The 26642-nt window shown below is 66.4% G+C and carries 29 protein-coding genes; 16 read left to right on the top strand and 13 right to left on the bottom strand.

All coding sequences use genetic code 11. From position 1 onward, the window contains the following. Nucleotide 1 precedes the first annotated feature (1 nt). The 4 genes from gatA to DK847_RS10780 form a co-directional block, all read right to left on the bottom strand. Nucleotides 2–1468 carry an Asp-tRNA(Asn)/Glu-tRNA(Gln) amidotransferase subunit GatA gene (gene gatA / locus DK847_RS10795; RefSeq protein ID WP_111198515.1) on the bottom strand — a complete coding sequence of 489 codons (1467 nt, stop codon included), beginning with the start codon at nt 1466–1468 and terminating at the stop codon, nt 2–4. Between the two features lie 96 nt (nt 1469–1564). Continuing rightward, the gene (gatC, locus tag DK847_RS10790) at nt 1565–1852 is read right to left on the bottom strand and encodes an Asp-tRNA(Asn)/Glu-tRNA(Gln) amidotransferase subunit GatC (protein ID WP_111198514.1); all 288 of its coding nucleotides are present in this window, start codon (nt 1850–1852) and stop codon (nt 1565–1567) included. Nucleotides 1853–1896: 44 nt separating this feature from the next. Further along, nucleotides 1897–2592 (bottom strand): GNAT family N-acetyltransferase, encoded by a 696-nt coding sequence (locus tag DK847_RS10785; RefSeq protein WP_111198513.1) that lies wholly within the window; start codon nt 2590–2592, stop codon nt 1897–1899. Further along, nucleotides 2592–3299, bottom strand: coding sequence for a metal-dependent hydrolase (locus DK847_RS10780; RefSeq protein ID WP_111198512.1), 708 nt, complete (start codon nt 3297–3299; stop codon nt 2592–2594). The genes DK847_RS10785 and DK847_RS10780 overlap by 1 nt, the downstream gene beginning before the upstream one ends. Before the next feature lie 275 nt (nt 3300–3574). On the opposite strand from DK847_RS10780, the gene ruvX reads away from it, so the two are divergent. The 6 genes from ruvX (at nt 3575) to dprA (ending at nt 9044) form a co-directional block, all read left to right on the top strand. Then, nucleotides 3575–4039, top strand: a complete 465-nt coding sequence (gene ruvX, locus DK847_RS10775; RefSeq protein WP_111198510.1) for a Holliday junction resolvase RuvX — start codon at nt 3575–3577, stop codon at nt 4037–4039. Further along, nucleotides 4036–4971 carry an AEC family transporter gene (locus DK847_RS10770; RefSeq protein WP_111198509.1) on the top strand — a complete coding sequence of 312 codons (936 nt, stop codon included), beginning with the start codon at nt 4036–4038 and terminating at the stop codon, nt 4969–4971. Before ruvX ends, DK847_RS10770 begins: the two co-directional genes overlap by 4 nt. 68 nt (nt 4972–5039) lie before the next feature. After that, nucleotides 5040–5999 (top strand): aspartate carbamoyltransferase catalytic subunit, encoded by a 960-nt coding sequence (locus DK847_RS10765; RefSeq protein ID WP_111198507.1) that lies wholly within the window; start codon nt 5040–5042, stop codon nt 5997–5999. Then, the gene (pyrC, locus tag DK847_RS10760) at nt 5996–7303 is read left to right on the top strand and encodes a dihydroorotase (protein WP_111198505.1); all 1308 of its coding nucleotides are present in this window, start codon (nt 5996–5998) and stop codon (nt 7301–7303) included. Before DK847_RS10765 ends, pyrC begins: the two co-directional genes overlap by 4 nt. A gap of 23 nt (nt 7304–7326) precedes the next feature. Next, nucleotides 7327–7932 carry a glycerol-3-phosphate 1-O-acyltransferase PlsY gene (plsY, locus tag DK847_RS10755; RefSeq protein ID WP_111198504.1) on the top strand — a complete coding sequence of 202 codons (606 nt, stop codon included), beginning with the start codon at nt 7327–7329 and terminating at the stop codon, nt 7930–7932. An 11-nt stretch (nt 7933–7943) separates the two neighbouring features. Continuing rightward, nucleotides 7944–9044, top strand: coding sequence for a DNA-processing protein DprA (dprA, locus tag DK847_RS10750; RefSeq protein ID WP_111198502.1), 1101 nt, complete (start codon nt 7944–7946; stop codon nt 9042–9044). Here the strand turns inward: dprA and DK847_RS10745 are convergent. Both DK847_RS10745 and DK847_RS10740 read right to left on the bottom strand, forming a co-directional pair. Beyond that, complete coding sequence (locus DK847_RS10745; protein ID WP_161957230.1) at nt 9033–9728, bottom strand: gamma-glutamylcyclotransferase; 696 nt, start codon at nt 9726–9728, stop codon at nt 9033–9035. The genes dprA and DK847_RS10745 overlap by 12 nt on opposite strands. Before the next feature lie 19 nt (nt 9729–9747). After that, on the bottom strand, nt 9748–10371 hold the full coding sequence (locus DK847_RS10740; RefSeq protein WP_111198498.1) for a helix-turn-helix domain-containing protein: 624 nt from the start codon (nt 10369–10371) through the stop codon (nt 9748–9750). A 184-nt stretch (nt 10372–10555) separates the two neighbouring features. Between DK847_RS10740 and DK847_RS10735 the strand changes: the two genes are divergently transcribed. From DK847_RS10735 to DK847_RS10705, 7 genes are all read left to right on the top strand, one after another. After that, entirely contained in the window at nt 10556–11575 is a 1020-nt protein-coding gene (locus tag DK847_RS10735; RefSeq protein ID WP_111198497.1) for an NAD(P)-dependent oxidoreductase, read from the top strand. After that, a complete protein-coding gene (locus DK847_RS10730; RefSeq protein ID WP_111198495.1) occupies nt 11572–11913 on the top strand; it encodes a DUF2849 domain-containing protein in 342 nt (113 codons plus the stop codon). The genes DK847_RS10735 and DK847_RS10730 overlap by 4 nt, the downstream gene beginning before the upstream one ends. Nucleotides 11914–11918: 5 nt before the next feature. Next, entirely contained in the window at nt 11919–13574 is a 1656-nt protein-coding gene (locus tag DK847_RS10725) for a nitrite/sulfite reductase (protein WP_111198493.1), read from the top strand. Beyond that, a complete protein-coding gene (locus DK847_RS10720; RefSeq protein WP_111198491.1) occupies nt 13561–14091 on the top strand; it encodes a DUF934 domain-containing protein in 531 nt (176 codons plus the stop codon). Before DK847_RS10725 ends, DK847_RS10720 begins: the two co-directional genes overlap by 14 nt. Before the next feature lie 8 nt (nt 14092–14099). Beyond that, on the top strand, nt 14100–14810 hold the full coding sequence (locus DK847_RS10715) for a phosphoadenylyl-sulfate reductase (protein ID WP_111198490.1): 711 nt from the start codon (nt 14100–14102) through the stop codon (nt 14808–14810). 82 nt (nt 14811–14892) lie between these two features. Continuing rightward, entirely contained in the window at nt 14893–15636 is a 744-nt protein-coding gene (locus DK847_RS10710; protein WP_245414586.1) for a L,D-transpeptidase, read from the top strand. A 47-nt stretch (nt 15637–15683) separates the two neighbouring features. Then, complete coding sequence (locus DK847_RS10705; protein ID WP_111198488.1) at nt 15684–16466, top strand: sulfite exporter TauE/SafE family protein; 783 nt, start codon at nt 15684–15686, stop codon at nt 16464–16466. Here the strand turns inward: DK847_RS10705 and DK847_RS10700 are convergent, their stop codons facing one another. Beyond that, nucleotides 16467–17114, bottom strand: a complete 648-nt coding sequence (locus DK847_RS10700) for a glutathione S-transferase family protein (RefSeq protein WP_111198671.1) — start codon at nt 17112–17114, stop codon at nt 16467–16469. It lies immediately after the preceding gene. 5 nt (nt 17115–17119) lie between these two features. Beyond that, nucleotides 17120–17524: a rhodanese-like domain-containing protein gene (locus DK847_RS10695; protein ID WP_111198486.1), complete on the bottom strand. Its 405-nt coding sequence runs from the start codon at nt 17522–17524 to the stop codon at nt 17120–17122. Between the two features lie 60 nt (nt 17525–17584). Between DK847_RS10695 and DK847_RS10690 the strand changes: the two genes are divergently transcribed. Beyond that, entirely contained in the window at nt 17585–18541 is a 957-nt protein-coding gene (locus DK847_RS10690) for a DMT family transporter (protein ID WP_111198484.1), read from the top strand. Here the strand turns inward: DK847_RS10690 and DK847_RS10685 are convergent. Next, complete coding sequence (locus tag DK847_RS10685) at nt 18474–19673, bottom strand: MFS transporter (RefSeq protein ID WP_161957229.1); 1200 nt, start codon at nt 19671–19673, stop codon at nt 18474–18476. The two genes, DK847_RS10690 and DK847_RS10685, sit on opposite strands and share 68 nt — an antisense overlap. Before the next feature lie 117 nt (nt 19674–19790). On the opposite strand from DK847_RS10685, the gene DK847_RS10680 reads away from it, so the two are divergent. Continuing rightward, a complete protein-coding gene (locus DK847_RS10680; protein WP_111198480.1) occupies nt 19791–21182 on the top strand; it encodes a cation diffusion facilitator family transporter in 1392 nt (463 codons plus the stop codon). A 3-nt stretch (nt 21183–21185) separates the two neighbouring features. Here the strand turns inward: DK847_RS10680 and DK847_RS10675 are convergent, their stop codons facing one another. Continuing rightward, a complete protein-coding gene (locus DK847_RS10675) occupies nt 21186–21497 on the bottom strand; it encodes a hypothetical protein (RefSeq protein WP_111198478.1) in 312 nt (103 codons plus the stop codon). Between the two features lie 165 nt (nt 21498–21662). Between DK847_RS10675 and topA the strand changes: the two genes are divergently transcribed. Further along, nucleotides 21663–24344, top strand: coding sequence for a type I DNA topoisomerase (gene topA / locus DK847_RS10670; protein ID WP_111198476.1), 2682 nt, complete (start codon nt 21663–21665; stop codon nt 24342–24344). Between the two features lie 132 nt (nt 24345–24476). On the opposite strand, the gene DK847_RS10665 is transcribed toward topA, so the two are convergent. The 3 genes from DK847_RS10665 to DK847_RS10655 all read right to left on the bottom strand — a co-directional run bounded on the left by DK847_RS10665 (nt 24477) and on the right by DK847_RS10655 (nt 26628). After that, nucleotides 24477–24890, bottom strand: coding sequence for an NUDIX hydrolase (locus DK847_RS10665; RefSeq protein WP_245414585.1), 414 nt, complete (start codon nt 24888–24890; stop codon nt 24477–24479). Between the two features lie 95 nt (nt 24891–24985). Then, nucleotides 24986–25978, bottom strand: coding sequence for an inorganic phosphate transporter (locus tag DK847_RS10660; RefSeq protein WP_111198473.1), 993 nt, complete (start codon nt 25976–25978; stop codon nt 24986–24988). A 5-nt stretch (nt 25979–25983) separates the two neighbouring features. After that, entirely contained in the window at nt 25984–26628 is a 645-nt protein-coding gene (locus DK847_RS10655; RefSeq protein WP_111198472.1) for a DUF47 domain-containing protein, read from the bottom strand. Between the last annotated feature and the right edge of the window lie 14 nt (nt 26629–26642).

The following is a 26642-nucleotide window of genomic DNA, read 5'->3' as shown; positions in this document are numbered from 1 at the left end:
GCTACCACCACTGTGGCGCGGTATATCCACCCGCGGCCTGCTCGATGGCCGCGGCCGCCTGGAACAGCGTTTCCTCGCCGAAGGGCTTGCCGATGAGCTGCAGGCCCAATGGCAGGCCGTCGGCCGAGAGCCCGGCGGGCACCGAGATGCCGGGAAGGCCCGCCATGTTCACCGTCACGGTGAAGATGTCGTTCAGGTACATCTGCACGGGATCGGTGATCTCGCCGGGCGCGAAGGCAGGGCTGGGGGTTGCGGGGGTGAGCACCACGTCGACCTTGTCCCAGGCCCTGTCGAAGTCCTGCTTGATCAGTGTACGGACCTTCTGGGCGCGGACGTAATAGGCGTCGTAGTAACCTGCAGACAGCACATAGGTGCCGATCAGGATGCGGCGCTGCACCTCGCGGCCGAAGCCGGCGGCGCGGGAATTCTCGTACATGTCGACGATGTCATCGCCCGGCACGCGCAGGCCGTAGCGCACGCCGTCATAGCGCGCCAGGTTCGAGGAGGCCTCGGCGGGGGCCACGATGTAGTAGGCGGGCAGCGCGTATTTGGTGTGGGGAAGCGAGATCTCGACGATCTCCGCACCCTGGGCCTTCAGCCATTCGGCGCCCTTCTGCCACAGCGCGTCGATCTCGGCGGGCATGCCGTCGACACGGTATTCCTTGGGGATGCCGACGCGCAGGCCCTTGATCGGGCGGCCGATGGCGGCCTCGTAATCCGGCACCGGCATGTCCACCGAGGTCGTGTCCTTCGGGTCGACGCTGGCCATCGACTTCAGCATGATCGCGGCGTCGCGTACGTCGCGCGCGATCGGGCCCGCCTGGTCGAGCGAGGAGGCGAAGGCGACGATGCCCCAGCGCGAGCAGCGCCCATAGGTCGGCTTGATGCCCACCGTGCCGGTGAAGGCGGCAGGCTGGCGGATCGAGCCGCCAGTGTCGGTGGCCGTGGCGGCGGCACAGATGTGGGCCGCGACCGCCGCGGCTGAGCCGCCGGACGAGCCGCCGGGCACCAGTGCCGCATTGGAATCCTTGCGCTTCCACGGGTTGATGACGTTGCCGTAGTAGCTCGTCTCGTTGGAGGAGCCCATGGCGAACTCGTCCATGTTGAGCTTGCCCAGCATCACCGCACCGTCGCGCCACAGGTTGGTCGTGACGGTCGATTCATACTGCGGCTTGAAATCATGCAGCACGTGGCTGCAGGCCTGGGTGTGAACACCTTGCGTTGCGAAGAGGTCCTTGATGCCCAGCGGAATGCCTTCCAGCGCACCCCTCTGCCCGGCGGCGAGCTTCGCGTCAGACGCCTTCGCCATGGCGCGGGCCTGTTCCGGCGTCTCGACGATATAGGCATTGAGCACGCGCGCCTTTTCCATGGCGGCGAGATAGGCGTCGGTCAGTTCAAGGGCGGAGAACTGCTTCTTCCTGAGGCCGTCGCGGGCGGCGGCGATGGTGAGGGCGGTGAGGCTGGTCATTGCGATCTGGTCTCTGTCTCATCATGGCCGGGCTTGTCCCGGCCATCCTTTTGAACTCGGCGTGATCCCCGGGTCAGGCCCGGGGATGGTCGCGTTTCACTCGACCACCTTCGGCACCATGAAGAAGTCATCTTCCTGTGCGGGGGCATTGGCGACGATCTTCTGCGGGTAGTGGCCGTCGGTCACCTCGTCCTGGCGCATCTTCATCTTCATCGTGACGACCGAGGTGAGCGGCTCGACATTGGCGACGTCGACCTCGTTGAGTTGCTCGATGAAACCGAGGATGGCATTGAGCTCGCCCGCGAGGCGCGGCACGTCCTCGTCCTTGACCTTGAGGCGCGCAAGCCGCGCCACCCGCTTCACGGTGTTCTGATCGACCGACATGAAATCAACCCTTGGGATATCGTGGGGGGCGGAATAGCACCCGCTCAGGCCACCTGCAACTTGGCTTTCTGGCGGCCCGTTTCATCGAAGTTCTCAGGCCTGAGCCAGCGTTCGAAGCCAGCCCGGATGCGCGGCCAGTCCCTGTCCAGCATGGCGAACCAGGCCGTGTCCCGGTTGCGGCCCTTGACGATGAGATGCTGGCGGAAAATGCCCTCGAACTGGAAGCCGAAGCGTTCCGCCGCCTTGCGCGAGGGGGCGTTGAGCGCGTCGCACTTCCATTCGAGGCGGCGCACGCCGAGGTCATCGAAGCAGTGGCGGATCATCAGGAAGATGATCTCGGTCGCTTCCCGCGTCTGCTGCAGGCCGGGCGACATCCAGATATGGCCGATCTCGATCACCCCATTGGGGGCATCTGCCCGCATGAAGGACCCCATGCCGACGGCCCGGCCCGTGGCGCGCTCGATGAAGGCATAGAACCACGGGTCGCGCGAGGCCTCGCGCTCCCTCACCCATGCCTCGAACTGCTCGAAGCTGGCCCAGGGTCCGTAACCGAGATAGGTCCAGACAGTGCCCTCGGGGTCGCTGTCGGCGAAGGAGGCGAAGAGGTCCCTGGCGTGGCGCTCAGCCGAGACGGGCTCGAGCAGCACCCAGCGGCCGTGCAGCGGCCGCATGTCCGGCTTCGAACCCGGCGGCAGCGGGTCGACGACGGGGCCAACCGGGCGCGCGATCGACCCGGTCATCAGAAGCTCACCGTTTCGCCCGAGGCCATCACCCGCACCTTGCCGGCGTCGGGGCCCATGGCCGTGAGGAACTTCGAGGCATCGTCCGCCACGTAGCCCTTGAAGGAGGCGTAATGGCAGGGGATCACCGCCTTGAAATCGAAGAAGTTGCGACAGGCATAGGCGGCCTGGTCGCCGCCCATGGTGAAGCGGTCGCCGATGGGGACGATGCCGATCTCCGGACGATAGAGCTCGTTGATCAGCTTCATGTCATAGGAGAGGCCCGTGTCGCCCGCGATGTAGAGCGTGTTGCCGTGTTCCTTCTGCGGCTCGATGACGAAGCCCGACGGGTTGCCGAGGTAGACCGGCTGGCCGGCCACCATGTCCGAGGATGAATGCCAGGCGTTGGTGAAGATCACGTCGAAATCCGCGAAGGAAATCCGCCCGCCATGGTTGCCGGGGCTGTAGTTCTCCACCCCCTTGGCGTTGAGCCAGGAGCAGATCTCGAAATTCGACACGAGCGTTGCCCCGGTGGCCTTGAGGATCTCGAGCGAGTCGCCCGTGTGGTCGCCATGGCCATGGGTGAGGAGAAGGTGGGTGAGGCCGCCGGAGGCCTCCTGCCAGGTGGTCTTCGCTGCCGGGTTTCCGGTGAAGAACGGATCGACGAGGATGACGGCGCCGCCCGTCTCGATGCGGAAGGCCGAATGGCCGAAATAGGTGATCTTCATCGCGAGGCACTCCTGTGGGTGGGGGGATGTATCCTCCGCCGCCACGGGATTGGCAAGGCCGGGGGATTTCCCACTCGTCCTCTCCCGCGCCGTCCGCTGGAGAAGAAGGGTCACGTTGGGGAACGCAACGGGGAGATGAGGGGACGCCGGCCCAAGTCTGTCAGAGCCAGTTGCCCCTCACCTAGCCCGACTGCGTCGGGGCTCCTTCCTCTCCCGCTCCGCAGGAGAGGACGCGGGAGCTTGCACCGAGGACGCAATCGACTAAACCCTTTCCCATGGCCACCACCGACATCAGGCTTGCCGACGCCATCGCCGCGATCCCCGCCGACCGGCGGCTGATGGGGCTCGACCTCGGCACCAAGACCATCGGGGTCGCCACCTCCGACCGCACCCGGATGATCGCCACGCCGGTCGAGACCATCGCGCGCAGGAAGTTCACGCAGGATGCCGAGCGGCTGATTGCCATTGCGGCAGCGGAGAACATCGGCCTCATCGTGCTGGGGCTTCCCGTCAACATGGATGGAACGGAAGGGCCGCGCTGCCAGTCCACCCGCTCCTTCGCGCGGAATTTCGGCAGGCTCTCCCCCATCCCCATCGTGTTCTGGGACGAGCGGCTGTCCACGGCCGCGGTCGAGCGCATGCTGATCCAGGCCGATGCCTCGCGCGCAAAGCGCGACGAGGTGATCGACAAGCTGGCCGCCGCGTGGATCCTGCAGGCGGCACTCGACTCGCTGCGATGACGACGATCTTCCTTGCGCTGCTGCCGGTGTTCATCGTCATCCTCGTCGGCTTTGCCCTGAGGAAGACGGAGGTTATCTCGACCGAGCAGTGGGCGGGACTCGACCATGTCTGCTATTTCGTGCTCTTCCCCGTGATCATCTTCAAGGAGATCGCGGCGGCCGATTTCGCGAATGTGCCGGTGCTGCAGATGGCGGGCGCCATGGCGATTTCGGTCTCGCTGATGATCGGCCTCCTCGTGCTGTTCAACCGGCCGCTGATGGCCGGGCTGGGCATCAGTGGCCCGCAGTTCACTTCGCTCGTCCAGGGTGCCGCGCGCTGGCACACCTTCATCGCCTTCGCCATCATCCCGCTCACCTTCGGGACCCAGGCGCTGTCGCTGGGCGCGGTGAGTGCCGCGGCGATGACGCCGCTCCTCAACATCCTCTGCGTCATCGTCATGGCGCGCTTTGCGCATGAGACCTATGTCTCGCCGGGGCAGTTGCTGCTGTCGATCCTCAGGAACCCCTTTGTCTTCTCCTCGCTGGGCGGCGTTGCCTGGCAGCTGTCGGGGCTGGAGCTTCCGGCCATGGTGCTCCAGGTGCTGGACATGATCGGCCGGGGGGCGCTGGGCCTCGCCCTGCTCACCGTCGGCGCGGGGCTGCGGGTGGGCTCGGTGGTCAGGGAATGGCCGCCGGTGGCGCTGGCCGTCGTCCTCAAGCTCCTCGCCATGCCCGCCCTCATGGCGCTCACCCTGTGGCTGATGGGGGTCCAAGGGGAGGCTTTCGCGGTGGCCCTGCTGTGTGGCGCGGTCCCGACGGGGTCCGGGGCCTATGTGCTGGCCCGCAAGATGGGGGGTGACGCCCCCATGGTGGCCAACATGCTGACCGTGCAGGTGATTGCCGCCGTGGTGACGATCCCCCTCGTCCTCTGGCTGGCCGGGGTCGCCCGTTAACCCCCCTGTGCAAAGCCCGGAGATGGCGCTTGCCGGGGCCCGAAAACACGCTTACACACCCGGCTTTGATGACACGCGAAGCCCGCACGCCGCTCCTCAAGCGCCAGCACCTGCTGGCGATCGACGATATCTCCCCCCTCGAAGCCATCAGCCTGCTCGACCTCGCCGAACGCTATGTCGAGGTGAGCCGCCAGACCGACAAGCGCCAGCCGGTGCTGCAGGGCCGGACGCAGGTGAACCTGTTCTTCGAGGCCTCCACCCGCACGCAAAGCTCCTTCGAGATCGCCGGAAAGCGGCTGGGTGCGGATGTGATGAACATGGCGGTCGCCACCTCGTCGGTCTCCAAGGGCGAGACGCTGCTCGACACGGCGATGACCATCAACGCCATGCAGCCGGACTTCCTGGTGGTGCGCCACCAGTCCTCGGGCGCGGCGGAACTGCTGGCCCAGAAAGTGTCCTGCGCCGTCATCAATGCCGGGGACGGCCAGCACGAGCACCCTACGCAGGCGCTGCTCGATGCCCTCACCATCCGCCGCCACAAGAAAGGCTTCGAGGGCCTCACCGTGGCGATCTGCGGCGACGTGCTGCACTCGCGCGTGGCGCGCTCCAACATCCACCTGCTCAACAAGCTGGGCGCGCGGGTGCGCGTCGTGGCGCCCTCGACGCTGCTGCCCTCGGGCATCGCCAATTTCGGCGTCGAGGTCCACCGCAGCATGGAGACCGGCCTCCGGGGGGCCGACGTCGTGATGATGCTGCGCCTGCAGCTTGAACGCATGACCGGGGCCTTCGTGCCCTCGATCCGCGAATACTACCGCTTCTACAGCCTCAATGCCGACACGCTGAAACTGGCGAAGCCCGATGCCATGGTGATGCACCCCGGCCCGATGAACCGCGGCATCGAGATCGACTCGGACGTGGCCGACGGCGTGCAGTCGGTGATCCGCGAACAGGTGGAGATGGGGGTCGCCGTGCGCATGGCGGTGCTGGACGCGCTCTCCCGCAACCTTCCCCGCGGAGGCTATGCATGATCAACCCCGCCAAGCAGAACACCCGCCGCCGCGCCTATGTGAATGCCGAGATCGTGGCACCGGCCCAGGGGCTGAGCGGCCGGGGCGGCATCCTGATCGAGGATGGCTGGATCCTCGACGTCGGCCCGAAGGTGACCAGGGAAAGTGTCGGCGCCGCGACAGTGACGGACTGCCGCGGCCTTACCCTCATCCCCGGCCTCATCGACATGCGCGTCTTCACCGGCGAGCCCGGCATGGAATACCGCGAGACCCTGGCCAGCGCGTCCGAGGCGGCCGCGGCGGGCGGCGTGACGACCATGATCGTGATGCCCAACACCCAGCCGGTGATCGATGATGCGGCGATCGTCGACTTCATCCTGAGGCGCGCGCGCGACACGGCCTCGGTGCGCGTTGCCCCCATGGCGGCGATCACCAAGGGACTCGGCGGCGAATTGATGACCGAGATCGGCCTGCTCAAGGAAGCCGGCGCGGTGGCGATCACCGAGGGCACCAGGGCGGTGGCCAATGCCAATGTGTTCCGCCGGGCGCTGACCTATGCCAAGGATTTCGACCAACTCGTCGTGCAGCACGTAGAGGAGCCCACGCTGTCGAGCGGCGTGATGAATGCCGGCGAGGCGGCGAGCCGCCTCGGCCTGTCCGGCAACCCGGCCATGGCGGAAGTCATCATGCTGGAACGCGACCTGCGCCTCGTGGAGATGACGGGCGCACGCTATCATGCCTCGCAGGTCTCGAGCCGCCTGTCGGTCGAGGTGATGCGCGCCGCCAAGGCGCGCGGCCTGCCGGTCACCTGCGGCGTCTCGATCCACCATCTGGTGCTCAACGAAAACGACATCGGTGCCTATCGCAGCTTCTTCAAGCTCTCGCCGCCCCTGCGCGCCGAGGACGACCGGCGCACGCTGGTGGAGGCAGTGGCCGACGGCACCATCGACGTGATCGTCTCCGGCCATGACCCGCACAGCGCCGACACCAAGCGCCTGCCCTTCGCCGAGGCCGCCTATGGGGCGATCGGGCTCGAGACCATGCTCTCGGCGGCGCTGGGCCTGCACCACAATGACGGTGTACCGATCGCCCGCCTCGTCGAGGCGATGTCGTCGAAGCCGGCCGAGATCCTGCGGCTCGAAACCGGGCGCCTCGCACCCGGCGCACCCGCCGACTTTGCGGTGGTCGACAGGCATCTCTCCTGGACCGTCGAGAAGGACGGGCTGCGCTCGCGCGCCAAGAATTCGCCCTTCGAGCGCCGCACGCTGGAAGGCCGCGCGGTGGAGACCGTCGTTGCGGGCGAGACCGTCTTCGCCTACGCTTGAGGGATGACATTCGACTTGGGGGAATGATGGGCTCCGGCCTCGAAATGGCGATCGCGCTGGTGTTCGGCTATCTCTGCGGCACCATTCCCTTCGGGCTGCTGCTGACCAAGGCCGCAGGACTGGGCGACATTCGGACCATCGGTTCGGGCAATATCGGCGCCACCAACGTGCTGCGCACGGGGAACAAGAAGGTTGCCGCCCTCACCCTGCTGCTCGATGCCCTGAAGGGCACCGTGCCGGCGGCGCTGATGGGCTGGCTCTATGGGCCGGAGGCCGGCGTGCTTGGCGGGCTTGCCGCCTTCTTCGGACACCTGTTCCCGATGTGGCTGGGCTTCAAGGGCGGCAAGGGCGTGGCCACCAGCATCGGCGTGCTGTTCGGGTTGTTCTGGCCGCTGGGGGTGACCTTCCTTGCGGTCTGGATCGCCATGGCGCTGATGTTCCGCATCTCCTCGCTGTCGGCACTCACGGCGAGCCTCCTGTCGCCCTTCGCAGCCTGGGCGCTGGGACGCGGCGACCTCATCCTGCCCGCCGTGATCATGGGTGCGGCGATCTTCGTCACCCACCGCGCCAACATCGCGCGCCTGCTGAGGGGCGAGGAACCCCGCATCGGAAGGTCGAAGACCGCATGACGGGAGCGTGAATGGGCAAGGGCCCGCTCAGTGACGAGGAGCGCCTGAACTGGCTGATCCTCTCCAGAAGCGAGAATGTCGGGCCCACCACCTTCAAGAGCCTCATCAAACGATTCCACACAGCCGGTGCCGCGCTCAGGGCGCTGCCCGAGCTGACCCGCAAGGGCGGCCTCAGGCGCCCGCCCCGCATCTTCAGCCGCGAGACGGCCGAGCGCGCCTTCGCCCATGCGGAGCAGATCGGCGCGCGCTTCCTGTGCAGCGTCGAACCCGCCTATCCGCCGTTGCTGCGGGCCACCGACTCGGCACCCCCCGTCCTCTGCATCAAGGGCGATGCGGATCTCCTGTCGAGAACCTGCGTGGCCATCGTGGGCGCGCGCAACGCCTCGGCGCTGGCGCGCAAGTTCTCCCGCCAGCTGGCGCGCGAGATCGACGCGGAGGGCCATGTCATCGTCTCGGGCCTCGCCCGCGGCATCGATACCGCGACGCATGATGCCGCCCTCGCCACCGGCACCATCGCCGTCGTCGCGGGCGGGCTCGACGTGATCTACCCGCCCGAGAACGAGGCGCTGCATGCGGCGATTTGCGCGCGGGGCCTGATCGTCTCCGAGCAGGTGCCCGGCACCGAGCCCAAGGCGGATTTCTTTCCGCGGCGGAACCGCATCATCTCGGGCCTCTCGCGGGCCGTGATCGTGTTGGAGGCGGCGCTGCGGTCCGGCTCGCTCATCACCGCGCGCTTCGCGTCGGAACAGGGGCGAGAGGTCTTCGCCGTTCCCGGCTCGCCGCTGGACCCGCGCTGCGAAGGCACCAACCGGCTGATCCGCGATGGCGCCACGCTGCTCATGTCGGCGCGCGACGTGCTGGAGGCGCTGGGCAGCGAAGGACCGCGCCAGATGAGCTTCTTCGAGCCGGACCCTCCGCCGCTGCCGCTGCGCGAACCCGACGACGCCGACATGCGCCATGTGCTGGAGCTGCTTTCGCCCAACCCGATCGACACCGACGACCTGGCGCGCGAGAGCGGGCTCGATGCGGCGACACTCTCCGCCCTGCTCCTCGAACTGGCGCTCGCCGGGCGCATCACGCGGCACCAGGACGGCAGCGTGTCACGCGCCTGACAGGGCGCGGATTTCCGCCGCCACGAGATGCTGCAGTTCCCAGAGGTAGCTGTCATGGATGCCGAGCTCCTCGAGCTTCATGACGGTGTAGTGGAGATAGGCCGCCCCCGAGCCGCCGAAGCCCGCGGCGCGCGCCAGCATGTGGGCCTGGGCATGGATGGGGAGGTCGACGTAGAAGCGGTCGCGCCGCATGCCGGCATAGAAGGTGAGCGCCTTCTGCTTCGTGCCCGCGATGTCGACATCGACGAAGCGCCAGGCGCTGGCGAGACGGCGGTAGGGCACCTCGCGGCGCAGCAGCTTGTCGAGTTCGGCGACGGTCGAGGCTTCGCTGATGCGATAGACCTCGCCCTTGCAGGAGCCGCCATGGTCCAGCCCCAGCATCAGCCCCGGCTGTTCGGGCGAGCCGCGGAAGCGGGAGAGCTTCATGCAGAAGGCGCGGTGCCAGCCCCGGAGCGTGGCGGTGCGGCGTTCGGAGAAATCGAAGCCCGGGTTCCACAGCAGCGAGCCATAGGCGAAGACCCAGATGTCCCCCGGACCGTGCTGCGCGATGATGCGGGACACGCCCTCGGCATAGTCCGCTTCCGTCATCGGCACGCGGTCAGGGTCGGGCGGCAGGTGGTCCTGCGGCACCTTGCGCTCGACAAGGGCCACGAGGTCCGGCGTGAGAACGAGCTTCCTGCGCATCGCCCTCGCCTGCCCCTCCTCAGCCGCTGTTGTCGGCCGCGCCCAGCTGGCGCAGCACCAGCACCATGGTGGCGTGGGCCTCGCCCGTGCCCACATTGACGATCTTGTGCGGCAGGTCGCCCCGGAAGCGCAGCGTTTCGCCCAGCTTCACGCGGCGGGTTTCCTCGCCGGTCGTCACCTCGATCTCGCCGGCCAGCATGTAGAGGTGCTCGACCGTGCCCTGGGGGTGCGGGTCGGATTCGAGCACGCCGCCGGCCTTGGCGCGGAAATCATACCACTGCACCTGCTCGACGAGGTTCAGGGGGCCGGCGATGGCCAGCCGGCACAACCCGTCCTGGCTCTCGAGGATCGGCACGCCGGATTTCGACTGGTGCTCGAGGAAGAGCTGGCCACCCTCGGTGCGCAGCACCTCGTCGATGGTCGTGTCCAACGCCCGCGACAGCCTGTAAACGGTTGAAAGGGTTGGATTCGTTTCGTTCCGCTCGATCTGCGAGATGATCGACTTGGCAACGCCCGACTGTTCCGACAGGTCGCCCAGCGACATGTTGTAGGCCTTGCGCAGGCGCTGGATGGTCTTGCCGAGGGAGGGGGTCGGGTCAAAGTCCTGTGAAGGGGCGTTTTTCCGGCCGCGGCGCGTTGACATTTCGTCGTCCTGAACTTAGAACTGCTGTTCGTTAAAACGAACAACCACATGAATGGGTGTTCCGCCGGCCCCTTGATACCGCGTTTTCGTCCCGAACTTCAAATGAAATCGTGACTTTAGTCAAGGAACGTACGGAAGACCGAACGTTTGGAACAGCGAACGAGCAGCAGCGGGAGCGGATGAGATGCGTTATTTTCCGATCTTCGTCGACCTTCAGGACAGGCCGGTCACCGTGGTGGGCGGCACCGAGGAGGCGCTGCGCAAGGTGCGGCTGCTGCTGAAGACGGGTGCGGTCATCAACATCATCGCACCGGCCCTCCATGACGAGCTCGCCGCCGAGTCGCGGGTGAACTGGATCGCCAGGGGCTATCACGCGGGCCTGCTCGAGGGTGCGGCGCTGGTCTATTCGGCTGACGCTGCCTTGAACGAGCGGGTGGCGGAGGATGCCAAGGCGCTGGGCATTCCGGTCAATGCCGTCGACAATCCTGACATTTCCACCTTCATCGTGCCCTCGATCGTCGACCGCGACCCCGTTGTGGTGGCCATCGGCACGGAGGGCACGGCCCCCATCCTCGGCCAGGGCCTGCGCGCCCGCATCGATGCCATGCTGCCGCAGGCACTGGGCGACCTCGCCCGCGCCGCCGCCGCCCTGCGCCAGCGCGTGGCCGAAACCATCCCGCCCGGCAACCGCCGCCGCGGCTTCTGGTACCGCTTCTTCTTCGGCGACGTGCGCGAAGCCTTCATCGCGGGTGAATCCTGCAACTACCTCGCGGGCGTCGAGAACCTCTTCGCCGCGGACACGCAGACGGCGCAGGGCCGCGTCAGCTTCGTGAGCCTTGGCTCGGAGGACCCGGAACTCCTCACCATCAAGGCGCAGCGCAAGCTGCAGGAGGCCGACGTGATCGTGCATGACCGCACGGTTCCGAAAGCCATCCTCGAACTCGCCCGCCGCGACGCGGTGCGCGTGCCGGTGAAGGGCGAGCTCTATGACGGGGCCACCGACGTGCTGCTGGCAGAAGCCAAGGCCGGCAAGCTGGTGGTGCGCCTGTCGGGCGACGTGTCGATCGAGGAGACCGTATCGGTCGCCGCCGAGGGCATCGCCTTCGAAACCATTCCCTCGGTGCCGGCCCCCAGGCCCGCCGAGGTGATCGCATTCCCCGTCCGCGAGGACATTCGTGAAGAGATCCTGAGAGCCGCATCATGAGCACGCCAGAAAAGGGCCAACTCGTTACCGCCAACCGCCTGCGCGACGGCATCGCCGTGTTCCTCACCCGCGGGGGTGAGTGGAGCGAAGTGATCGACGACGCCGTTCTGGCGCAGGAGCCGCAGGCCGCCGCAGCACTTGAGGCGCGTGCCCGCGAGGACGAGAGGAAGACCATCGTGACGGGGTCCTACCTCGTCGACGCCGAGCGCCTCGAAGGCCGGGTGCGCGCCGCACACATCCGCGAGCGCATGCGGGCCCTGGGGCCCACCGTGAGACTGGACCTCGGCAAGCAGGCCGAGGGCAAGGGTGCGGGTTTCGCCGCCCCCGAGGGAGAGTGATTTCAATGTACCGCTACGACGAGTTCGACCACCAGTTCGTGCGTGAACGCACCAACCAGTTCCGCAACCAGACGGAACGCCGCCTGTCGGGCGCGCTGACGGAGGACGAGTTCCGCCCGCTCCGCCTGATGAACGGGCTCTACTTGCAGCTCCATGCCTACATGCTGCGCGTCGCCATTCCCTATGGCACGCTGTCGGGCCGGCAGATGCGCCAGCTGGCGCTGATCGCCGAGAAGTGGGACAAGGGCTATGGCCACTTCACCACGCGCCAGAACATCCAGTATAACTGGATCAAGCTGGAGGACGCACCGGACATTCTCGATGCGCTGGCCGAAGTCGAGATGCACGCGATCCAGACCTCCGGAAACTGCATCCGCAACGTCACGACCGACCATTGGGCGGGTGCCGCCGCCGACGAGATCGCCGACCCGCGCCCGGTGGGCGAGCTGCTGCGGCAGTGGTCGTCGCTCCATCCCGAGTTCTCCTTCCTGCCGCGCAAGTTCAAGATCGCGGTGACGGGAGCGCCGCATGACCGCGCGGCGGTGAAGGTGCATGACATCGGGCTTCGGCTGCACAGGAACGATGCGGGCGAGATCGGCTGGGAAGTGATCGTGGGCGGTGGCCTCGGCCGCACGCCGATGGTGGGCGTCACCGTGCGCGACTTCCTGCCCCAGCACGAGCTGGTCGGCTATCTCGAAGCCATCATGCGCGTCTACAATCTCTATGGTCGCCGCGACAACAAGTACAAGGCGCGCATCAAGATCCTCGTCCACGAGATCGGTGCCGAGAAGTTCAAGTCGGAGGTCGAGGCCGAATATGCCCGCAGGCCGCACCCGACGACGGAAGTGGAAGAGCGCGAGCTCGCCCGCATCGCCGCCTATTTCGCACCCCCTGCCTTCGAGAAGCTGCCGCGCTGGTCGGCGTCCTTCGAGGAAGCGAAGCTTGCGAACCCGGATTTCGCGCGCTGGGCGAAGAACAATCTGGGCCCCCATCGGGTTGACGGCTATGCCATCGTCAACATCTCGCTCAAGCCCGAGGGCGGCATTCCGGGCGATGCGACCGCCGACCAGATGCGCGTGATGGCGGACCTGGCCGAGCGCTTCGGCAATGACGAGCTGCGCGTCTCCCATGCACAGAACATCGTGCTGCCGCATGTGAAGAAGGACGATCTCTTCACCGTGTGGCAGGCCCTGGTGAAGGCCGACCTGGCCGCTGCGAATTATGGGCTGGCGGGCGACATCATCGCCTGCCCCGGCCTCGACTATTGCGCACTCGCCACCGCGCGTTCGATCCCCGTCGCGCAGTCGATCTCGCGCAAGTTCGCGGACTCGAGGAAGCAGGACGAGATCGGCAAGCTCAAGATCAACATCTCGGGCTGCATCAATGCCTGCGGCCACCATCACGTGGGCCATATCGGCATCCTCGGCCTCGACAAGAAGGGCGAGGAATTCTACCAGATCACGCTCGGCGGTTCCTCCGCCGAGAACGCCTCGATCGGCACGATCCTCGGGCCAGGCTTCGCCGGCCACGAGGTGGCGGATGCCATCGAGACCATCCTCGACACCTATCTGAAGCACCGCGAACCGGGCGAGGAGTTCCTCGCCACCTATCGCCGTCTCGGCGCCAAGCCCTTCAAGGAGGCCCTCTATGCCACTGCTTAAGAACAATGTGCTGGTGCCTGACACCTGGATCAGCGTCGAGGCCGACGGCGAGTTGCCGCCGACTGGCGACGTCATCGTGCCCTTCGCGCGGCTGCTGAAGGAATGGGGCGAGCTGTCGGCGCGCAAGAGCCGGCTTGGCCTCAGGTTGTCGAACACCGACAAGCCGGAGGCGCTCGGCACCTTCCTGCCCGGCCTGTCGCTGATCGTGCTGCCCTTCCCCGCCTTCAATGACGGACGCGCCTATTCGATCGCGCGGGCGCTCCGCGAGATGGGCTATCGCGGCGAACTCCGCGCCACCGGCAACGTCCTCCCCGACCAGCTGCAGTTCATGCTGCAGGTGGGCTTCGATGCCTTCGAGATCGGCGATCGCTTCCCGCTCGAAACTTGGGCGAAGGCATCACGCCAGATGTCGCTCGCCTATCAGCGCGGCCTCTTCCGCCGTGGTGCCGAAGCCGAGATCTGGACCGAGCGCCACACCGACGCCGAACCCTGGCTCGAACAGCCGCACGCCGGCTGAGCACCGCCATGGACCGCTCCATCTTCGAAAGCTATGCGGGCCTCGAGGGCGAGCAGCTGCTCGGGCCCATCCTGCGGGACTTCGCGGGCAAGGCGGCCGTCGTCTCCTCCTTCGGGGCGGAGTCGGCGGTGCTGCTGCACATGGTGGCGCAGGTCGACAAGGCGACACCGGTCATCTTCCTCGATACCGGCAAGCATTTCTGGGAGACGCTCTCCTACCGCGCCAAGCTGATCGACCGGCTGGGCCTCACGGGCGTGCGCATCATCACGCCGGACGAAGGTGATCTTGCCGCGCAGGATGCCGACGGCACGCTGCACAAGACCAATGCCGATGCCTGCTGCCACATCCGCAAGACCCTGCCGCTGCAGAAGGCCCTGGAGGGCTTCGACGTCACCATCTCCGGCCGCAAGCGCTACCACGGTGCGGCGCGCGCGACACTCGACTTCCTGTCGATCGCCGACGGCCGGCTGAAGGTGGAGCCGCTGGCCGGATTCTCCGCCCTCGACATTGCAGGCTACATGAAGGCCCACGACCTGCCGGCGCATCCCCTGACCGAGATCGGCTATTTCTCCATCGGCTGCGAACCCTGCACCCAGGCCGGTGGCGATGCTGCGGATCCCCGCGCCGGCCGCTGGGCCGGTTCTGCCAAGACCGAGTGCGGCATTCACTGGACCCACAACGGCCAGACCATCGCCGCGCCCTCGCGCTCCGCGCACTAGCCTCGCCCAAGGTCACGCTGCCGGAACCGGGCGCGGGCCCAGTCGTTTCCCTCCCCGAGTTCAACATGCCGGGAGGACCTCCGTGCGCGCCATCAGCCGCCGTGACTTCGCCTGGTCGGGGCTTGCCTTCGGCCTGATGTCCACCTCCGCCGTGGCGCACCAGAAGCTGCCGCGCATCATCCGGCCGTCCGCCAACATGGACAACCTGCGCAAGGTGCCGCCATCGCTCTACGAGATGGACCTTGGCCCCGCTGCCCGCGACGCCGACCTGCTTCCGCCACCCGAATCCGAGATCGACTATCCCATCACGCCCGCCGCCGTTGCCCTGCCCGATGCGTTCCAGCCGCAGACGGTCGGCGTGCCGGACATTGCCCCGGCCCACAGCATCATCGTCGATCCGCTGCAGCACTTCCTCTATCACGTGGGCGATGACGGCACGGCGCGGCGCTATGGCGTCGGCGTTGGCCGCGAGGGCTTTGCCTGGTCGGGCCGCGCGGTGATCGGCATGAAGCGCCGCTGGCCGCGCTGGGTGCCGCCGCGCGACATGGTGCAGCGCGATGCCAAGGCGCGCAAATGGGCCAATGGCCAGCCCGGCGGCCCTGACAATCCGCTCGGCGCCCGCGCCCTCTACCTCTATCAGGACGGCCAGGACACGCTCTACCGCATCCACGGCACGAACCAGCCGGACTCGATCGGCAAGTCGGCGTCGTCCGGCTGCATCCGCATGCTCAACGAGCATGTGGCGGAACTCTATGACCGGGTGGAGGTGGGAACGCCGGTCCTGGTGCTGGCGGACGCGCCGGTGGTGGTGCAGGCCAGCGGCTGAGAGGCCGCCCTTTCAACCCACCCGGCAATCCGCCTATAAGCCGGGTCATGGACTTCTGGACTTATGACTTCCTGATCTTTGCCGCCGTGGGCTTTCTTGCCCAGCTCATCGATGGCGCTCTCGGCATGGGCTATGGCGTGATCTCGTCCACCGTGCTGCTCGCCACGGGCGTTCCTCCGGCGCACACCTCCGCCAGCGTGCATGCCGCCAAGCTCTTCACCACTGCCGCCTCCGGCACCTCCCACATCCTGCATGGCAATGTCGACAAGCGCATCCTCGTCATCCTGTGCATCACCGGCGCCATCGGGGGCGTCCTCGGTGCGCTGGTACTGGTCAATGCGCCGGCCGGCGTCATCCGGCCCTATGTGTTCGGCTATCTCGGCGTCATGGGACTTGTCATCATCTGGCGCGGCGTGATGCTCCCTGCCAGCAAGACCGTCTCCGGAAAGCTGATCGCGCCGCTCGGCTCCGTCGGCGGCTTCCTCGACGCGATCGGCGGGGGTGGCTGGGGGCCGGTCGTCACCTCCAGCCTGATCGGCGCGGGCGCCCCGCCGCGTTACGTGGTGGGAACGGTGAACGCGGCTGAATTCGTCGTGACCTGTGCCGTCGTCACGGCCTTCGCGGCCACCATCGCGCTGGGCATGTGGGCGGACTCGAAAGGCATCGCGGACCATGTCACGGCGATTGCCGGCCTCATCCTCGGCGGCATTCCGGCCGCCTTCCTCGCCGGCTGGCTCATCAAGGTTGCGCCCCGCAAGCCGCTGATGATTGCCGTTGGCCTGCTGATCTGCGGCATCGCCGGCTGGGAGATCTCGAAGGTCTTCGCCTAGTCAGTCCACCTCGTCGGACGGGACGATCCAGCTTTCCTTCAGCGCCGCCTCGCGCCAGGCGCGGAAGGCTGCCGTGTTGAGGATGGTGTCCATGTAGGCGCGCGTGTCCTCGGCCACCGGAATGGCGAAGGTCTCGAAGCGTGAGACCACCGGGGTATACATGGCGTCGGCAATCGAGAACCTGCCGAACAGGAACTTTCCGCCCTTGCCGAACTTCGCCCGGCACTCGCGCCACAGCTGCTCGATGCGCGCGATGTCGCGCTTTGCCGCGTCATTCAGCGGAACCGGCTTCGGTGCGCGGCGGATGTTCATCGGGCAGGCGTTGCGGAGCGCGCTGAAACCGGCGTGCATCTCGTTCGACACCGCGCGCGCCATGGCGCGGGCCGAGATCGTCTTGGGCCACAGGTTCTTTTCGGGGAACAGCTCCGCCAGATATTCCATGATGGCGAGGCTCTCCCACACCACCTGCCGGCCGTGGTAGAGCACCGGCACGCGGCCCGCGCCGGAATGCCTGGCGATGAGCGCCGCCGTGTCCGGCGTGTCGAGCGGGATGACCGTTTCCCGGAACGGGATCCCCGCCATGGAGAGCGCCATCCACGGCCTGAGCGACCAGGACGAGTAGTTCTTGTTGCCGATGACGAGATGGATGTTGCTCACTTCTTTTCCACCTTCTCGACCGGGCCGCCGGCTTCCTTCCACGCCGCGAAGCCGCCCTTGAGGTTGACGACCGGCTTCAGCCCCATGCGCTGCAGCACCTGGGTGGCCAGCAGCGAACGCCAGCCGGAGGCGCAGTGGATGATGAACTTCTTCTTTTCCGCGAAGATCGGCTTGTGATAGGGGCTCTCCGGGTCGACCCAGAATTCCAGCATGCCGCGCGGTGCGTGGAAGGAGCCCGGAATGCGTCCCTCGCGCTCGATCTCGCGCGGGTCGCGGATGTCGATGATGGCGACATTGGGCTGGCCCAGCACGGCAACGGCGTCGGCGGCGTCGATGCTCTCGACCTCGGCCTCCGCCTCCGCCATCAGTTGCCTGTGGCCCACGACGATGTTCTGTGGCATGTCCGGCGTCCCCTCTCCGTCGTTTTTTGTCGCAAGCCTGCGCGGCACCCGTCAAGTGAAATGCCTTCAACACACGCCCTGCGGCACCCTACACTCATCGACCTGCTGAAGATTGTTCTTCTTGGTGCAATCTGGGGCTCGGCCTTCCTGGCCATCAAGCTCTCGGTGCACGAGACCGGGCCGCTGTGGCTGGTGATGATCCGCGTCGCCATTGCCTTCCTGCCCATCGCGCTCTTCGCATGGTGGCGCCAGGACCCGCTGCCGCCCACCCTGCATGACTGGGCGGTGATCGTGGCGATGAGCCTGCTCAACACGGTGGGGCCGTTCTTTCTCATCTCATGGGCGGAACTCCACATTCCAGCGGGGGTGACGTCGCTCATCATGGGCGTGGGCCCGCTGGCCACCATGGTGGCGGCCCACTTCACGACGCCCGACGACCGTTTCACCGGCGGCAAGATCATCGGCATGGTGCTCGGCTTCGCCGGCCTGGCGCTGGTGGTGGCGCCGGAACTGTCGCAGGGGATCGGCTTCGACGCCCTCGCCTATGCTGCCGTGTGGACCGGCATGCTGTGCTACGTCGCGGCGGGAACGCTCATCCGCTTCGTGCGCCGTACCAGCGTGCCGATGATGACGGCGGTGAACATGGGGGTGGCGGTGATCGCCCTCCTTCCCCTCGTGACCCTGGCGCATGACCCGCTGCCGCGGCTTTCCGGCACGGCCATGCTGGCCGCCCTCTATCTGGGTCTCGTCTGCACCGGGCTTGCCTACCTGCTGCGCGCCAACATCACGGTGACGGTGGGCCAGAGCTTCATGAGCATGGCGAGCTATTTCATGCCGGTGTCGGGCGTGCTGCTGGCCTGGGCCGTGCTGGGGGAACCCATCACCTGGCACATCCTCGCGGCGCTGGCCTGCGTGGTCGCGGGCTTCCTCGTGTCGCGCAGGAGGCCCGCTACAGCGACCTCGGCAGATAGCGCCAGGCGAACCAGCCGACGGCCGCCAGCCCGCCGGACAGGATGATGAAGACCGCCCCGATCGGCAGCCAGAGCAGCGCAATGGCAAAGACGAAGGCCGGGATCAGTTCCGAACAGTCGATATAGGTGCGGTAGACGGCGGCCATCTTCTGCCGCTCGTGGTGGCGCACCGACCGCAGGAAGGGAATGCCGCCCACCCCGTCGATGGCAGAGGCCGAGACGGAGCCCGCCAGCAGGCAGATGATGGCGACATAGGGAGACGCCGTGCCGGCAAGCCCGGCCGCCAGTGACGCCACGGCGCAGACCGTGAACGCGACGACCAGCACCGCCCGGACGCCATGGCTCCTGGCGAAACGACCGGCGAACCAGGCGGTGAACAGCAGCACCTGGCTCCCTGAAATCATGTAGCCACCCACCCGCTTGTCGAGCCCGGCCTCGACCAGCAGCAGCGGGCCATAGATGAAGAAGGTGGTCCAGAAGCAGGAGCGCCCGAAGGCGATGAGCCAGGCGAGCCTGAGCCGTGGCTGGGCGAGGAAGCGCCGGACATTGACCAGCGGATTGAAGCCTTCGAGGTTGCCCGCCGGCAGCGCACCGGCATTGTCCGACAGGCGGAGCCACCAGAACAGCACGAGCAATGCAGCCGCCGCCGCGACGGCCAGAAGCTGCGGCCCCCATGGCCCGTAGCTCACGTAGAGCGAGACGCCCAGTGCCGGGCCGATGGTCCAGGACGCGGTCGACAGGCTGAGGCGGATCGGCTCCGAGCGCGCCAGGTCGGTGCGCTTGATGTTCTCCATGATGTAGAGCTGCAGCGTGATGTTCAGCACCGCCGCACCCAGGTTGCGCAGCAGCATGCCCAGGGCCTGGCCCGCCAGCACATGGGAGGCGAGCGCCAGGCTGGCCGCCATCATCATGGTGACGCCCAGCGTATAGGCCCAGCGCCGCCGCATGCGGCCGAGCAGGAAGGGCAACAGGAGCGTGGCGGACAGGACGCTGAGCGACACCACCGTCGACAGCACGCTGACCTTCTGTGCGGCCCCCAGAATGTCATAGGCCTGGAGCGAGATCACCGTGGAGTTGAGCGAGCGCACGAAGCTTTCGACCGCGAAGAGCGAGGCGAAGGTATAGGCCCCGGCCCGGCGCGGCAGCGGGAAATCGGATGTCGTGACGTCGGTCGGCATGGTTGCTGGCTGCCAGACCAGCATTTTTCCACGGTGATCCGCAATTGCCCATGCTGCTGGCCTGCATGCCGGGAAGGTATGGCTTGAGACCGCGACGGGTGGGCGTTAGACAGGGCCATGTCCAGTTCCGAAAAGCAGTCGGTCGCGCTGATCTCCATGGGGGCGAGCGCCCTCCTCGCCGGTGCGAAGTTCCTTGCCGCGCTGTTCACCGGCTCGCTCGGCATCCTGTCGGAGGCGATCCACAGCCTGATCGACTTCGGGGCCACCATCGTGACCTATTTCGCCATCCGGGTCAGCGACCGGCCGGCGGATGACGAGCACCACTACGGCCACGCCAAGATCGAGAGCGTGGCGGCGCTGGTGGAGACCGGGCTCCTGTTTCTCACCACGGGCTGGATCTGCTGGGAGGCCATCCGCCGCCTGCTGGGCGAGGACATCCACGAGGTGGAGGTGACGTGGTGGGCGGTGGCCATCATCGCGGGATCCATCATCATCGACTTCAACCGGGCGCGCGCCCTGAAGAAGGTGGCGGACAAGACCTCGAGCGAAGCGCTGGAGGCCGATGCACTGCATTTTTCCTCCGACATGTGGAGTTCCATCGTCGTGCTGGTGGGCCTCGGCGCGGTGTGGGCCGGCATCCCGGCAGCGGACTCGATTGCCGCGCTGATCGTCTCCGCCTTCATCGCCCATGCCGCATGGGAACTGGGTGCCCGCACCGTGAACACGCTGATGGACACTGCCCCGGCCGGGGCAACCGAGATCGTCCGCGGCCTGGTCAACGACGTGCATGGCGTGCTGGCGCTGAAGTCGATCCGGCTGCGGCCCGCGGGCGCCACCATGTTCACCTCGATCGTCGTCGAGGTGGCCCGCACCATGCCCATCGACGACATCGTCCGGACCAAGGACGCCATCACCGCGGCGGTACAGGAGCGGTTCCCCAATGCCGACATCACGGTGACGGCGAACCCGGTGCCGCTCGACAGCGAGACGGTGTTCCAGAAGGTGATGCTCATCGCCAGCCGCCGCAACCTCGCGATCCACCACCTCAACGCCCAGCAGATCGGCGGCCGGCTGGCCATCAGCTTCGACCTCGAGGTCGATGGCTCCATGCCGCTGGGCGAGGCACATGAGCGGGCAACCGAACTCGAGGACGCCATCCGGACCGAACTGGGCAGCGATGCCGAGGTCGAGAGTCACATCGAGCCCCAGCCGGAGCGCCTGCTGCAGGGGCACGACGCGCCAAAGGGCCTCACGGCCGAGGTGTCAGCCGCCCTGCTGACGCTCGCCGCCGCACACCCCCGCCTCACCGACATCCACCAGGTCCGTCTGCGCCGCAACGAGGAAGGCCTGTTCCTGCACTATCACTGCCGCTGCTCACCCACGGAGACGGTGGAGAATATCCATGACGACATCGACAGGGTGGAAGCCGGGCTCAAGGACCGGTTTCCCGATATCCGCCGGGTGATCGCCCATGCCGAACCGCTGGATGCCGAGCAGCACGCGCTCTAGCCCCTAGAGCCCGGTATTGCCGGGGTCGCCGTCGAAGGCCTCCGCGGTCCTGGAGAGTTCACGGATGCGCTCCGCCTCGCCGGGCGGAACCTCTACCTTGTGGGCGGCACCGAAGGCCTCGTAATAGGCGAACTCCAGTGGCACCATCACGGTGTGAAGCTGCACCGACCTTGCAAGGTTGCGCAGTTCGAGGATCATGTCGGCAAGGTACTCCGCCGTCTCCCGCTGGCGTTGGGCAAGGCTGGGCACGGGCTTCGGCACGGCCTCAACCAGAACCGGAACAGGTTTGGGGGCCTCAGCGCGCCGATGTTCCATGCCGTCCTCCAGTTGCGTCACTTTCCAGAATCGCACTCTAAACGTGCTTTTTCGATTTAAAAGCAACCTAAACTTGAATTCGTGATGCAAGGGGTGGAAAATTGCCTCGGCTTGAACCCGGCGGGCGATGCCTATATGAGGCCTGAAACCTGAACGGGACCCTGCATGACCGTCGTCGTCGTTGAATCACCGGCCAAGGCCAAGACCATCAACAAGTATTTGGGCAAGGATTTCAAGGTCCTCGCCTCTTATGGCCATGTCCGTGACCTGCCCGCGAAGGATGGCTCGGTACGCCCCGACGCCGATTTCGAGATGGACTGGGAGGTCGACGGCAAGTCGGCCAAGCGCCTCGCCGACATCGCCGCCGCCCTCAAGACCGACGACCGCCTGATCCTCGCCACCGACCCCGACCGCGAGGGGGAGGCAATTTCCTGGCATGTCATGGAGGTGCTGCGGAAGAAGGGTGCGCTCAAGGGCAAGGCCGTGCAGCGCGTCGTGTTCAACGCCATCACCAAGTCCTCGGTGCTGGAGGCGATGCAGCACCCGCGCGAGGTGGACGTGCCCCTGGTCGATGCCTATCTGGCCCGCCGGGCTCTCGACTATCTCGTCGGCTTCTCCCTTTCACCCGTGCTCTGGCGCAAGCTGCCGGGTTCGCGCTCGGCTGGCCGCGTCCAGTCGGTGGCGCTCCGCCTCATCTGCGACCGCGAGCTCGAGATCGAGGCCTTCCGGGCCCAGGAATACTGGACCATCGACGGCACCTTCGTGACGCCGAAGGGCCAGGAGTTCCAGGCCTGGCTGAATTCCATCGGCGGCCGAAAACTCGACAAGCTCGACATCAAGGATGAGGCCTCGGCGCGCGCCATCGAGCAGGCGGTCAAGGGCCAGCCCTTCAAGGTGGACTCGATTGAATCGAAGCCCGCCAAGCGCCACCCCTACCCGCCCTTCCGTACTTCCACCCTGCAGCAGGAAGCGTCGCGCAAGCTCGGCTTCTCCTCGGCCCGCACCATGCAGATCGCCCAGCGCCTCTATGAAGGTGTCGAACTCGGCGGCGAGACCGTGGGCCTCATCACCTATATGCGAACCGACGGCGTCGACATGGCGCCGGAGGCCATCGCCGCCACGCGCAATGCCATCCTGAAGAATTTCGGCGAGCCCTATGTGCCGTCGAGCCCGCGCATCTACACGACCAAGGCCAAGAACGCGCAGGAGGCCCACGAGGCCATCCGCCCCACCGAGATGTCGCGCCACCCCAACGACGTGCGCCGGGCGCTGGATGAAGACCAGTTCGCGCTCTATGACCTGATCTGGAAGCGCACCATCTCGTCGCAGATGGAAAGTGCCGACCTCGAGCGCACCACCGCCGACATCGGCACCGACGGCAAGGACGGCAAGCATTATGCCTTCCGGGCCACCGGATCGGTCGTCAAGTTCGACGGCTTCCTGCGCGTCTACCAGGAAGGCCTCGACGATGGCGAGGACGAGGATTCGAAGCGCCTGCCCGCCATGGCCCGCGGTGACTCGATCGGTGTGAAGAAAATCGAGGGCGTGCAGCATTTCACCGAGCCGCCGCCGCGCTATTCCGAAGCCTCGCTCATCAAGAAGATGGAAGAGCTCGGCATCGGCCGGCCCTCCACTTACGTCTCCATCATGGAAACGCTGCGCACGCGCGGCTATGTGCGCCTCGACAAGAAACGCCTGATCCCGGAGGACAAGGGCCGCGTCGTCACCGCCTTCCTCGAGAGCTTCTTCCGCCGTTACGTCGAATACGACTTCACCGCCGACCTCGAGGAAAAGCTCGACAAGGTGTCCGCCGGCGAGATCGACTGGAAGCAGGTGCTGCGCGATTTCTGGCAGCAGTTCACCGCGGCCCTCGACGACGTCAAGGAACTGCGCGTCACCAACGTGCTGGACTCGCTCAACGACATCCTTGCCCCGCACATCTTCCCGCCGAAGGAAGACGGTGGCGATGCCCGGGCGTGTCCGTCCTGCGGCGGCGGCCAGCTGTCGCTGAAGCTCGGCAAGTTCGGTTCCTTCATCGGCTGTTCGAACTATCCCGAGTGCAAGTACACGCGCCCGATGACGCCCGGTGCCGAAGGTGCCGACGCCGTGCCTGCCGAAGGCGTGCTGCTGGGTGTCGATCCCGAAACCGGCGAGAAGGTCACGCGCCGCGTCGGGCGCTTCGGTCCCTACCTGCAACTTGGCGAGGCCGTCGAGGGCGAGAAGCCGCAGCGCGCCTCGATCCCGCGCGGCAAGAAGCCCGAGGACATCACGCTGGAAGAGGCGCTGAAGCTTCTCTCGCTGCCGCGTGAAGTCGGCCTCCATCCGGAAACCGGCAAGCCCATCGTCGCCAATTTCGGCCGTTTCGGGCCCTTCGTGCTGCATGACGGCACCTATGCCAATCTCGAGAGCCCGGAGGATGTCTTCACCATCGGCATCAACCGCGCGGTGGACATCCTCGCCGAGAAGAAGGCCCGCGGCTTCCAGCGCCCCAAGGCAGGCGCGCTGAAGGACCTGGGGCCGCACCCGTCAGGCGGCGGCAACATCCAGGTGATGAAGGGCCGCTACGGACCCTATGTGAAGTTCGGCTCGGTCAACGCCACCCTGCCGCGCGACAAGGACCCGGAGCAGCTGACCGTGGAAGAGGCCGTGGCGCTGATCGCCGAACGCGAAGGCAAGAGCCCGTCGAAGAAGCCGCCAAAGAAGGCCGCCGCCAAGAAGGCCCCGGCCAAGAAGGCGGCTGCAAAGAAGGCTCCGGCCGAGAAGGCGGCGAAAAAGGCACCCGCCAAGAAACCGGCGAAGAAGGCTGCCGCCAGGAAGGCAGCGAAGACGCCGAAGGAAGCGGCTTAGCGTCCACTCCAGCCATCCCCCCCCCATCATGCCCGGGCTCGTCCCGGGCATCCTTTTTGGGCCGCCCGAAAGAGGGTCGCCGGGACAAGCCCGGCGATGATGAGCTTTGGAGTTGGGGGGGCGGACGCGAGCCTACTTCAGCTTCCGGATGATCACCTTCAGCTCCGGCTCCTCAACGGCCTCGGCGGCCTCCGGAACCGAGAACCACTGCAGTTTCCGCTGGCCCTGTTCCGGCCAGTCGGGGTGCTGGATCATCTGCTCGAGGGCAAAGACCTCGACCTTGGTGGGCTGCACCTTGCCGTTGTTGAGGCGCTTGCCGTACTCGAATTCGCCGATCGGCTTCTTGCTCACCTGGCCGCCGAGGCCGGCCTCCTCATAGGCTTCGCGCGCCGCGGTTTCGGCGGGCGTGAGACCCTTGATCGGCCAGCCCTTGGGAATGACCCAGCGGCCGGTATCGCGGGAGGAAATCAGCAACACCTCGCGTCCGCCGCCGGTGTGGCGCCACGGCAGGGCGGCATACTGCTTCTTCGTTCCCGGCTTCTTCACGGCACCTGTCCAGAGCAATCGATTCGAGCTCCACGATCAGACTTGATAACGGGAGCGATAGGTTGACAATATTTCGGTAAATAAGTGGTTCCCACTCAGAAAACAGCCTTGCCCAGCCAGTAGCACAGGCCTGCGATGACGGCGGCCGCCGGCATGGTGATGACCCAGGCATAGACGATACCCGTCGCCACGTTCCAGCGCACGGCGGACACGCGCTTGGCCGCCCCCACGCCGACGATGGCCGCCGTGATGGTGTGGGTCGTCGATACGGGGATGCCCATGTAGGTCGCCCCGAAGAGCGTGATCGCCCCCGCCGTCTCGGCGCAGGAGCCCTGCATGGGGGTCAGCCTCGTGATCTTCGAACCCATGGTGTGAACGATGCGCCAGCCACCCAGCAGCGTGCCGATGCCCATGACCGTGTAGCACGACAGGATCACCCAGGTCGGCACGGTGAATTCCGAGTAAACCCCATGCGAATACAGCAGCACGGCGATCAGTCCGGCCGTCTTCTGCGCATCGTTGGAGCCATGGCCCAGCGAATAGAGCGCGGCGGAGACGAGCTGCGACTTCCGGGAAAACTTGTCGGCGAAGGCAGGTGACGAGCGCACGAAGGCCCAGCTCACGAGCAGCACCAGCAGCAGCGCCAGCGAGAAGCCGACGAAGGGCGACAGCACGATGGCATAGATTGTCTTGCTCAACCCGCCCCAGATGATCGACGAGAAACCCGCCTTGGCCACCCCCGCCCCCACCATGCCGCCGATCAGCGCATGCGAGGAGGATGACGGAATGCCGCCCCACCAGGTAATGGCGTTCCAGGCAATGGCGCCGCCGAGGGCGCCGAAGATCATCGCGTCATCGACGATGTTCGGATCAACCAGGCCTTTTCCAATGGTATCAGCCACATGGACGCCGAAGATGAAGAAGGCTCCGAAGTTGAAGGCGGCCGCCCAGACCACCGCATATTGCGGTTTCAGCACGCGGGTGGAGACGATGGTGGCAATCGAATTTGCTGCGTCGTGCAACCCGTTCATGAAGTCGAAGGCGAGCGCCACGACGATCAGCAGGACGAGGGTGATGGTCAGTCCCATGATGCTCAGACGTGCTCGATGACGATGTCGCTCATCACATGCGCGACGTCCTCGAAGCGGTCGCACACCTTCTCGAGGTGGTCGTAGAGCTCGGAGCCGATGACGAAGGCCAGCGGGTCCTGCCTGGCGCGGCCCTTGAACAGCGCGCTCAGGCCCTTGTCGTTGAGGTCGTCCGACTCGCCTTCGAGGGCCGTGAGTTTCCCCGTCAGCGCATGGAGCCTGGCGGAATTGGCGCCGACATTGCGCATCAGCGGCAGGCCCTCGGCCAGGAGATCCGCCATGGCGATCACCTTGTCGGCCATCGCCTTCATGTTGGGCTCGAAATGGTCGACATCATAGAGCATGACCGTCTTTCCGGTCTTGTTCATCTGGTCGATGGCGTCGTCCAGCGCGGCGGACAGCGCCTTGATGTCGGAGCGGTCGAAAGGCGTGATGAAGCTGCGGCGGATCGCCTGCATCACCTCGTAGGAGATCTGGTCCGCCTCCTCCTCCTCGCGTGACAAGGCCCGGCAATGGCTTGCCATGTCCGGCCCACCCTCGACGATGGCGCGGAGCGAGCGGGCGGCCTCCTGCGCCTTGGCGGCATGGGCCTCGAACAGGTCGAAGAACTTCTCTTCCTTCGGCATCAGTTTCTTGAACCAGTCGAGCATTGTCACAAATCCTT

The organism is Aestuariivirga litoralis (assembly GCF_003234965.1).
GTDB lineage: Bacteria > Pseudomonadota > Alphaproteobacteria > Rhizobiales > Aestuariivirgaceae > Aestuariivirga > Aestuariivirga litoralis.
Note: the sequence above shows the minus strand (reverse complement) of the source record. Positions and strands in the feature narration are given on the sequence as shown.

What these genes read in the sequence shown, in the direction of transcription:
- pyrC (WP_111198505.1), top strand. Translation starts at nt 5,996, where the DNA reads ATGATCAACCCCGCCAAGCAGAACACCCGCCGCCGCGCCTATGTGAAT.
- DK847_RS10660 (WP_111198473.1), bottom strand. Translation starts at nt 25,978, where the DNA reads ATGGGACTGACCATCACCCTCGTCCTGCTGATCGTCGTGGCGCTCGCC.
- plsY (WP_111198504.1), top strand. Translation starts at nt 7,327, where the DNA reads ATGATGGGCTCCGGCCTCGAAATGGCGATCGCGCTGGTGTTCGGCTAT.
- DK847_RS10680 (WP_111198480.1), top strand. Translation starts at nt 19,791, where the DNA reads ATGTCCAGTTCCGAAAAGCAGTCGGTCGCGCTGATCTCCATGGGGGCG.
- DK847_RS10785 (WP_111198513.1), bottom strand. Translation starts at nt 2,592, where the DNA reads ATGACCGGGTCGATCGCGCGCCCGGTTGGCCCCGTCGTCGACCCGCTG.
- DK847_RS10690 (WP_111198484.1), top strand. Translation starts at nt 17,585, where the DNA reads ATGCCTTCAACACACGCCCTGCGGCACCCTACACTCATCGACCTGCTG.
- DK847_RS10745 (WP_161957230.1), bottom strand. Translation starts at nt 9,728, where the DNA reads ATGCGCAGGAAGCTCGTTCTCACGCCGGACCTCGTGGCCCTTGTCGAG.
- DK847_RS10740 (WP_111198498.1), bottom strand. Translation starts at nt 10,371, where the DNA reads ATGTCAACGCGCCGCGGCCGGAAAAACGCCCCTTCACAGGACTTTGAC.
- gatC (WP_111198514.1), bottom strand. Translation starts at nt 1,852, where the DNA reads ATGTCGGTCGATCAGAACACCGTGAAGCGGGTGGCGCGGCTTGCGCGC.
- DK847_RS10735 (WP_111198497.1), top strand. Translation starts at nt 10,556, where the DNA reads ATGCGTTATTTTCCGATCTTCGTCGACCTTCAGGACAGGCCGGTCACC.
- DK847_RS10765 (WP_111198507.1), top strand. Translation starts at nt 5,040, where the DNA reads ATGACACGCGAAGCCCGCACGCCGCTCCTCAAGCGCCAGCACCTGCTG.
- DK847_RS10770 (WP_111198509.1), top strand. Translation starts at nt 4,036, where the DNA reads ATGACGACGATCTTCCTTGCGCTGCTGCCGGTGTTCATCGTCATCCTC.
- DK847_RS10695 (WP_111198486.1), bottom strand. Translation starts at nt 17,524, where the DNA reads ATGCCACAGAACATCGTCGTGGGCCACAGGCAACTGATGGCGGAGGCG.
- DK847_RS10730 (WP_111198495.1), top strand. Translation starts at nt 11,572, where the DNA reads ATGAGCACGCCAGAAAAGGGCCAACTCGTTACCGCCAACCGCCTGCGC.
- DK847_RS10725 (WP_111198493.1), top strand. Translation starts at nt 11,919, where the DNA reads ATGTACCGCTACGACGAGTTCGACCACCAGTTCGTGCGTGAACGCACC.
- DK847_RS10715 (WP_111198490.1), top strand. Translation starts at nt 14,100, where the DNA reads ATGGACCGCTCCATCTTCGAAAGCTATGCGGGCCTCGAGGGCGAGCAG.
- DK847_RS10780 (WP_111198512.1), bottom strand. Translation starts at nt 3,299, where the DNA reads ATGAAGATCACCTATTTCGGCCATTCGGCCTTCCGCATCGAGACGGGC.
- DK847_RS10720 (WP_111198491.1), top strand. Translation starts at nt 13,561, where the DNA reads ATGCCACTGCTTAAGAACAATGTGCTGGTGCCTGACACCTGGATCAGC.
- DK847_RS10655 (WP_111198472.1), bottom strand. Translation starts at nt 26,628, where the DNA reads ATGCTCGACTGGTTCAAGAAACTGATGCCGAAGGAAGAGAAGTTCTTC.
- topA (WP_111198476.1), top strand. Translation starts at nt 21,663, where the DNA reads ATGACCGTCGTCGTCGTTGAATCACCGGCCAAGGCCAAGACCATCAAC.
- dprA (WP_111198502.1), top strand. Translation starts at nt 7,944, where the DNA reads ATGGGCAAGGGCCCGCTCAGTGACGAGGAGCGCCTGAACTGGCTGATC.
- gatA (WP_111198515.1), bottom strand. Translation starts at nt 1,468, where the DNA reads ATGACCAGCCTCACCGCCCTCACCATCGCCGCCGCCCGCGACGGCCTC.
- ruvX (WP_111198510.1), top strand. Translation starts at nt 3,575, where the DNA reads ATGGCCACCACCGACATCAGGCTTGCCGACGCCATCGCCGCGATCCCC.
- DK847_RS10685 (WP_161957229.1), bottom strand. Translation starts at nt 19,673, where the DNA reads ATGCCGACCGACGTCACGACATCCGATTTCCCGCTGCCGCGCCGGGCC.
- DK847_RS10675 (WP_111198478.1), bottom strand. Translation starts at nt 21,497, where the DNA reads ATGGAACATCGGCGCGCTGAGGCCCCCAAACCTGTTCCGGTTCTGGTT.
- DK847_RS10705 (WP_111198488.1), top strand. Translation starts at nt 15,684, where the DNA reads ATGGACTTCTGGACTTATGACTTCCTGATCTTTGCCGCCGTGGGCTTT.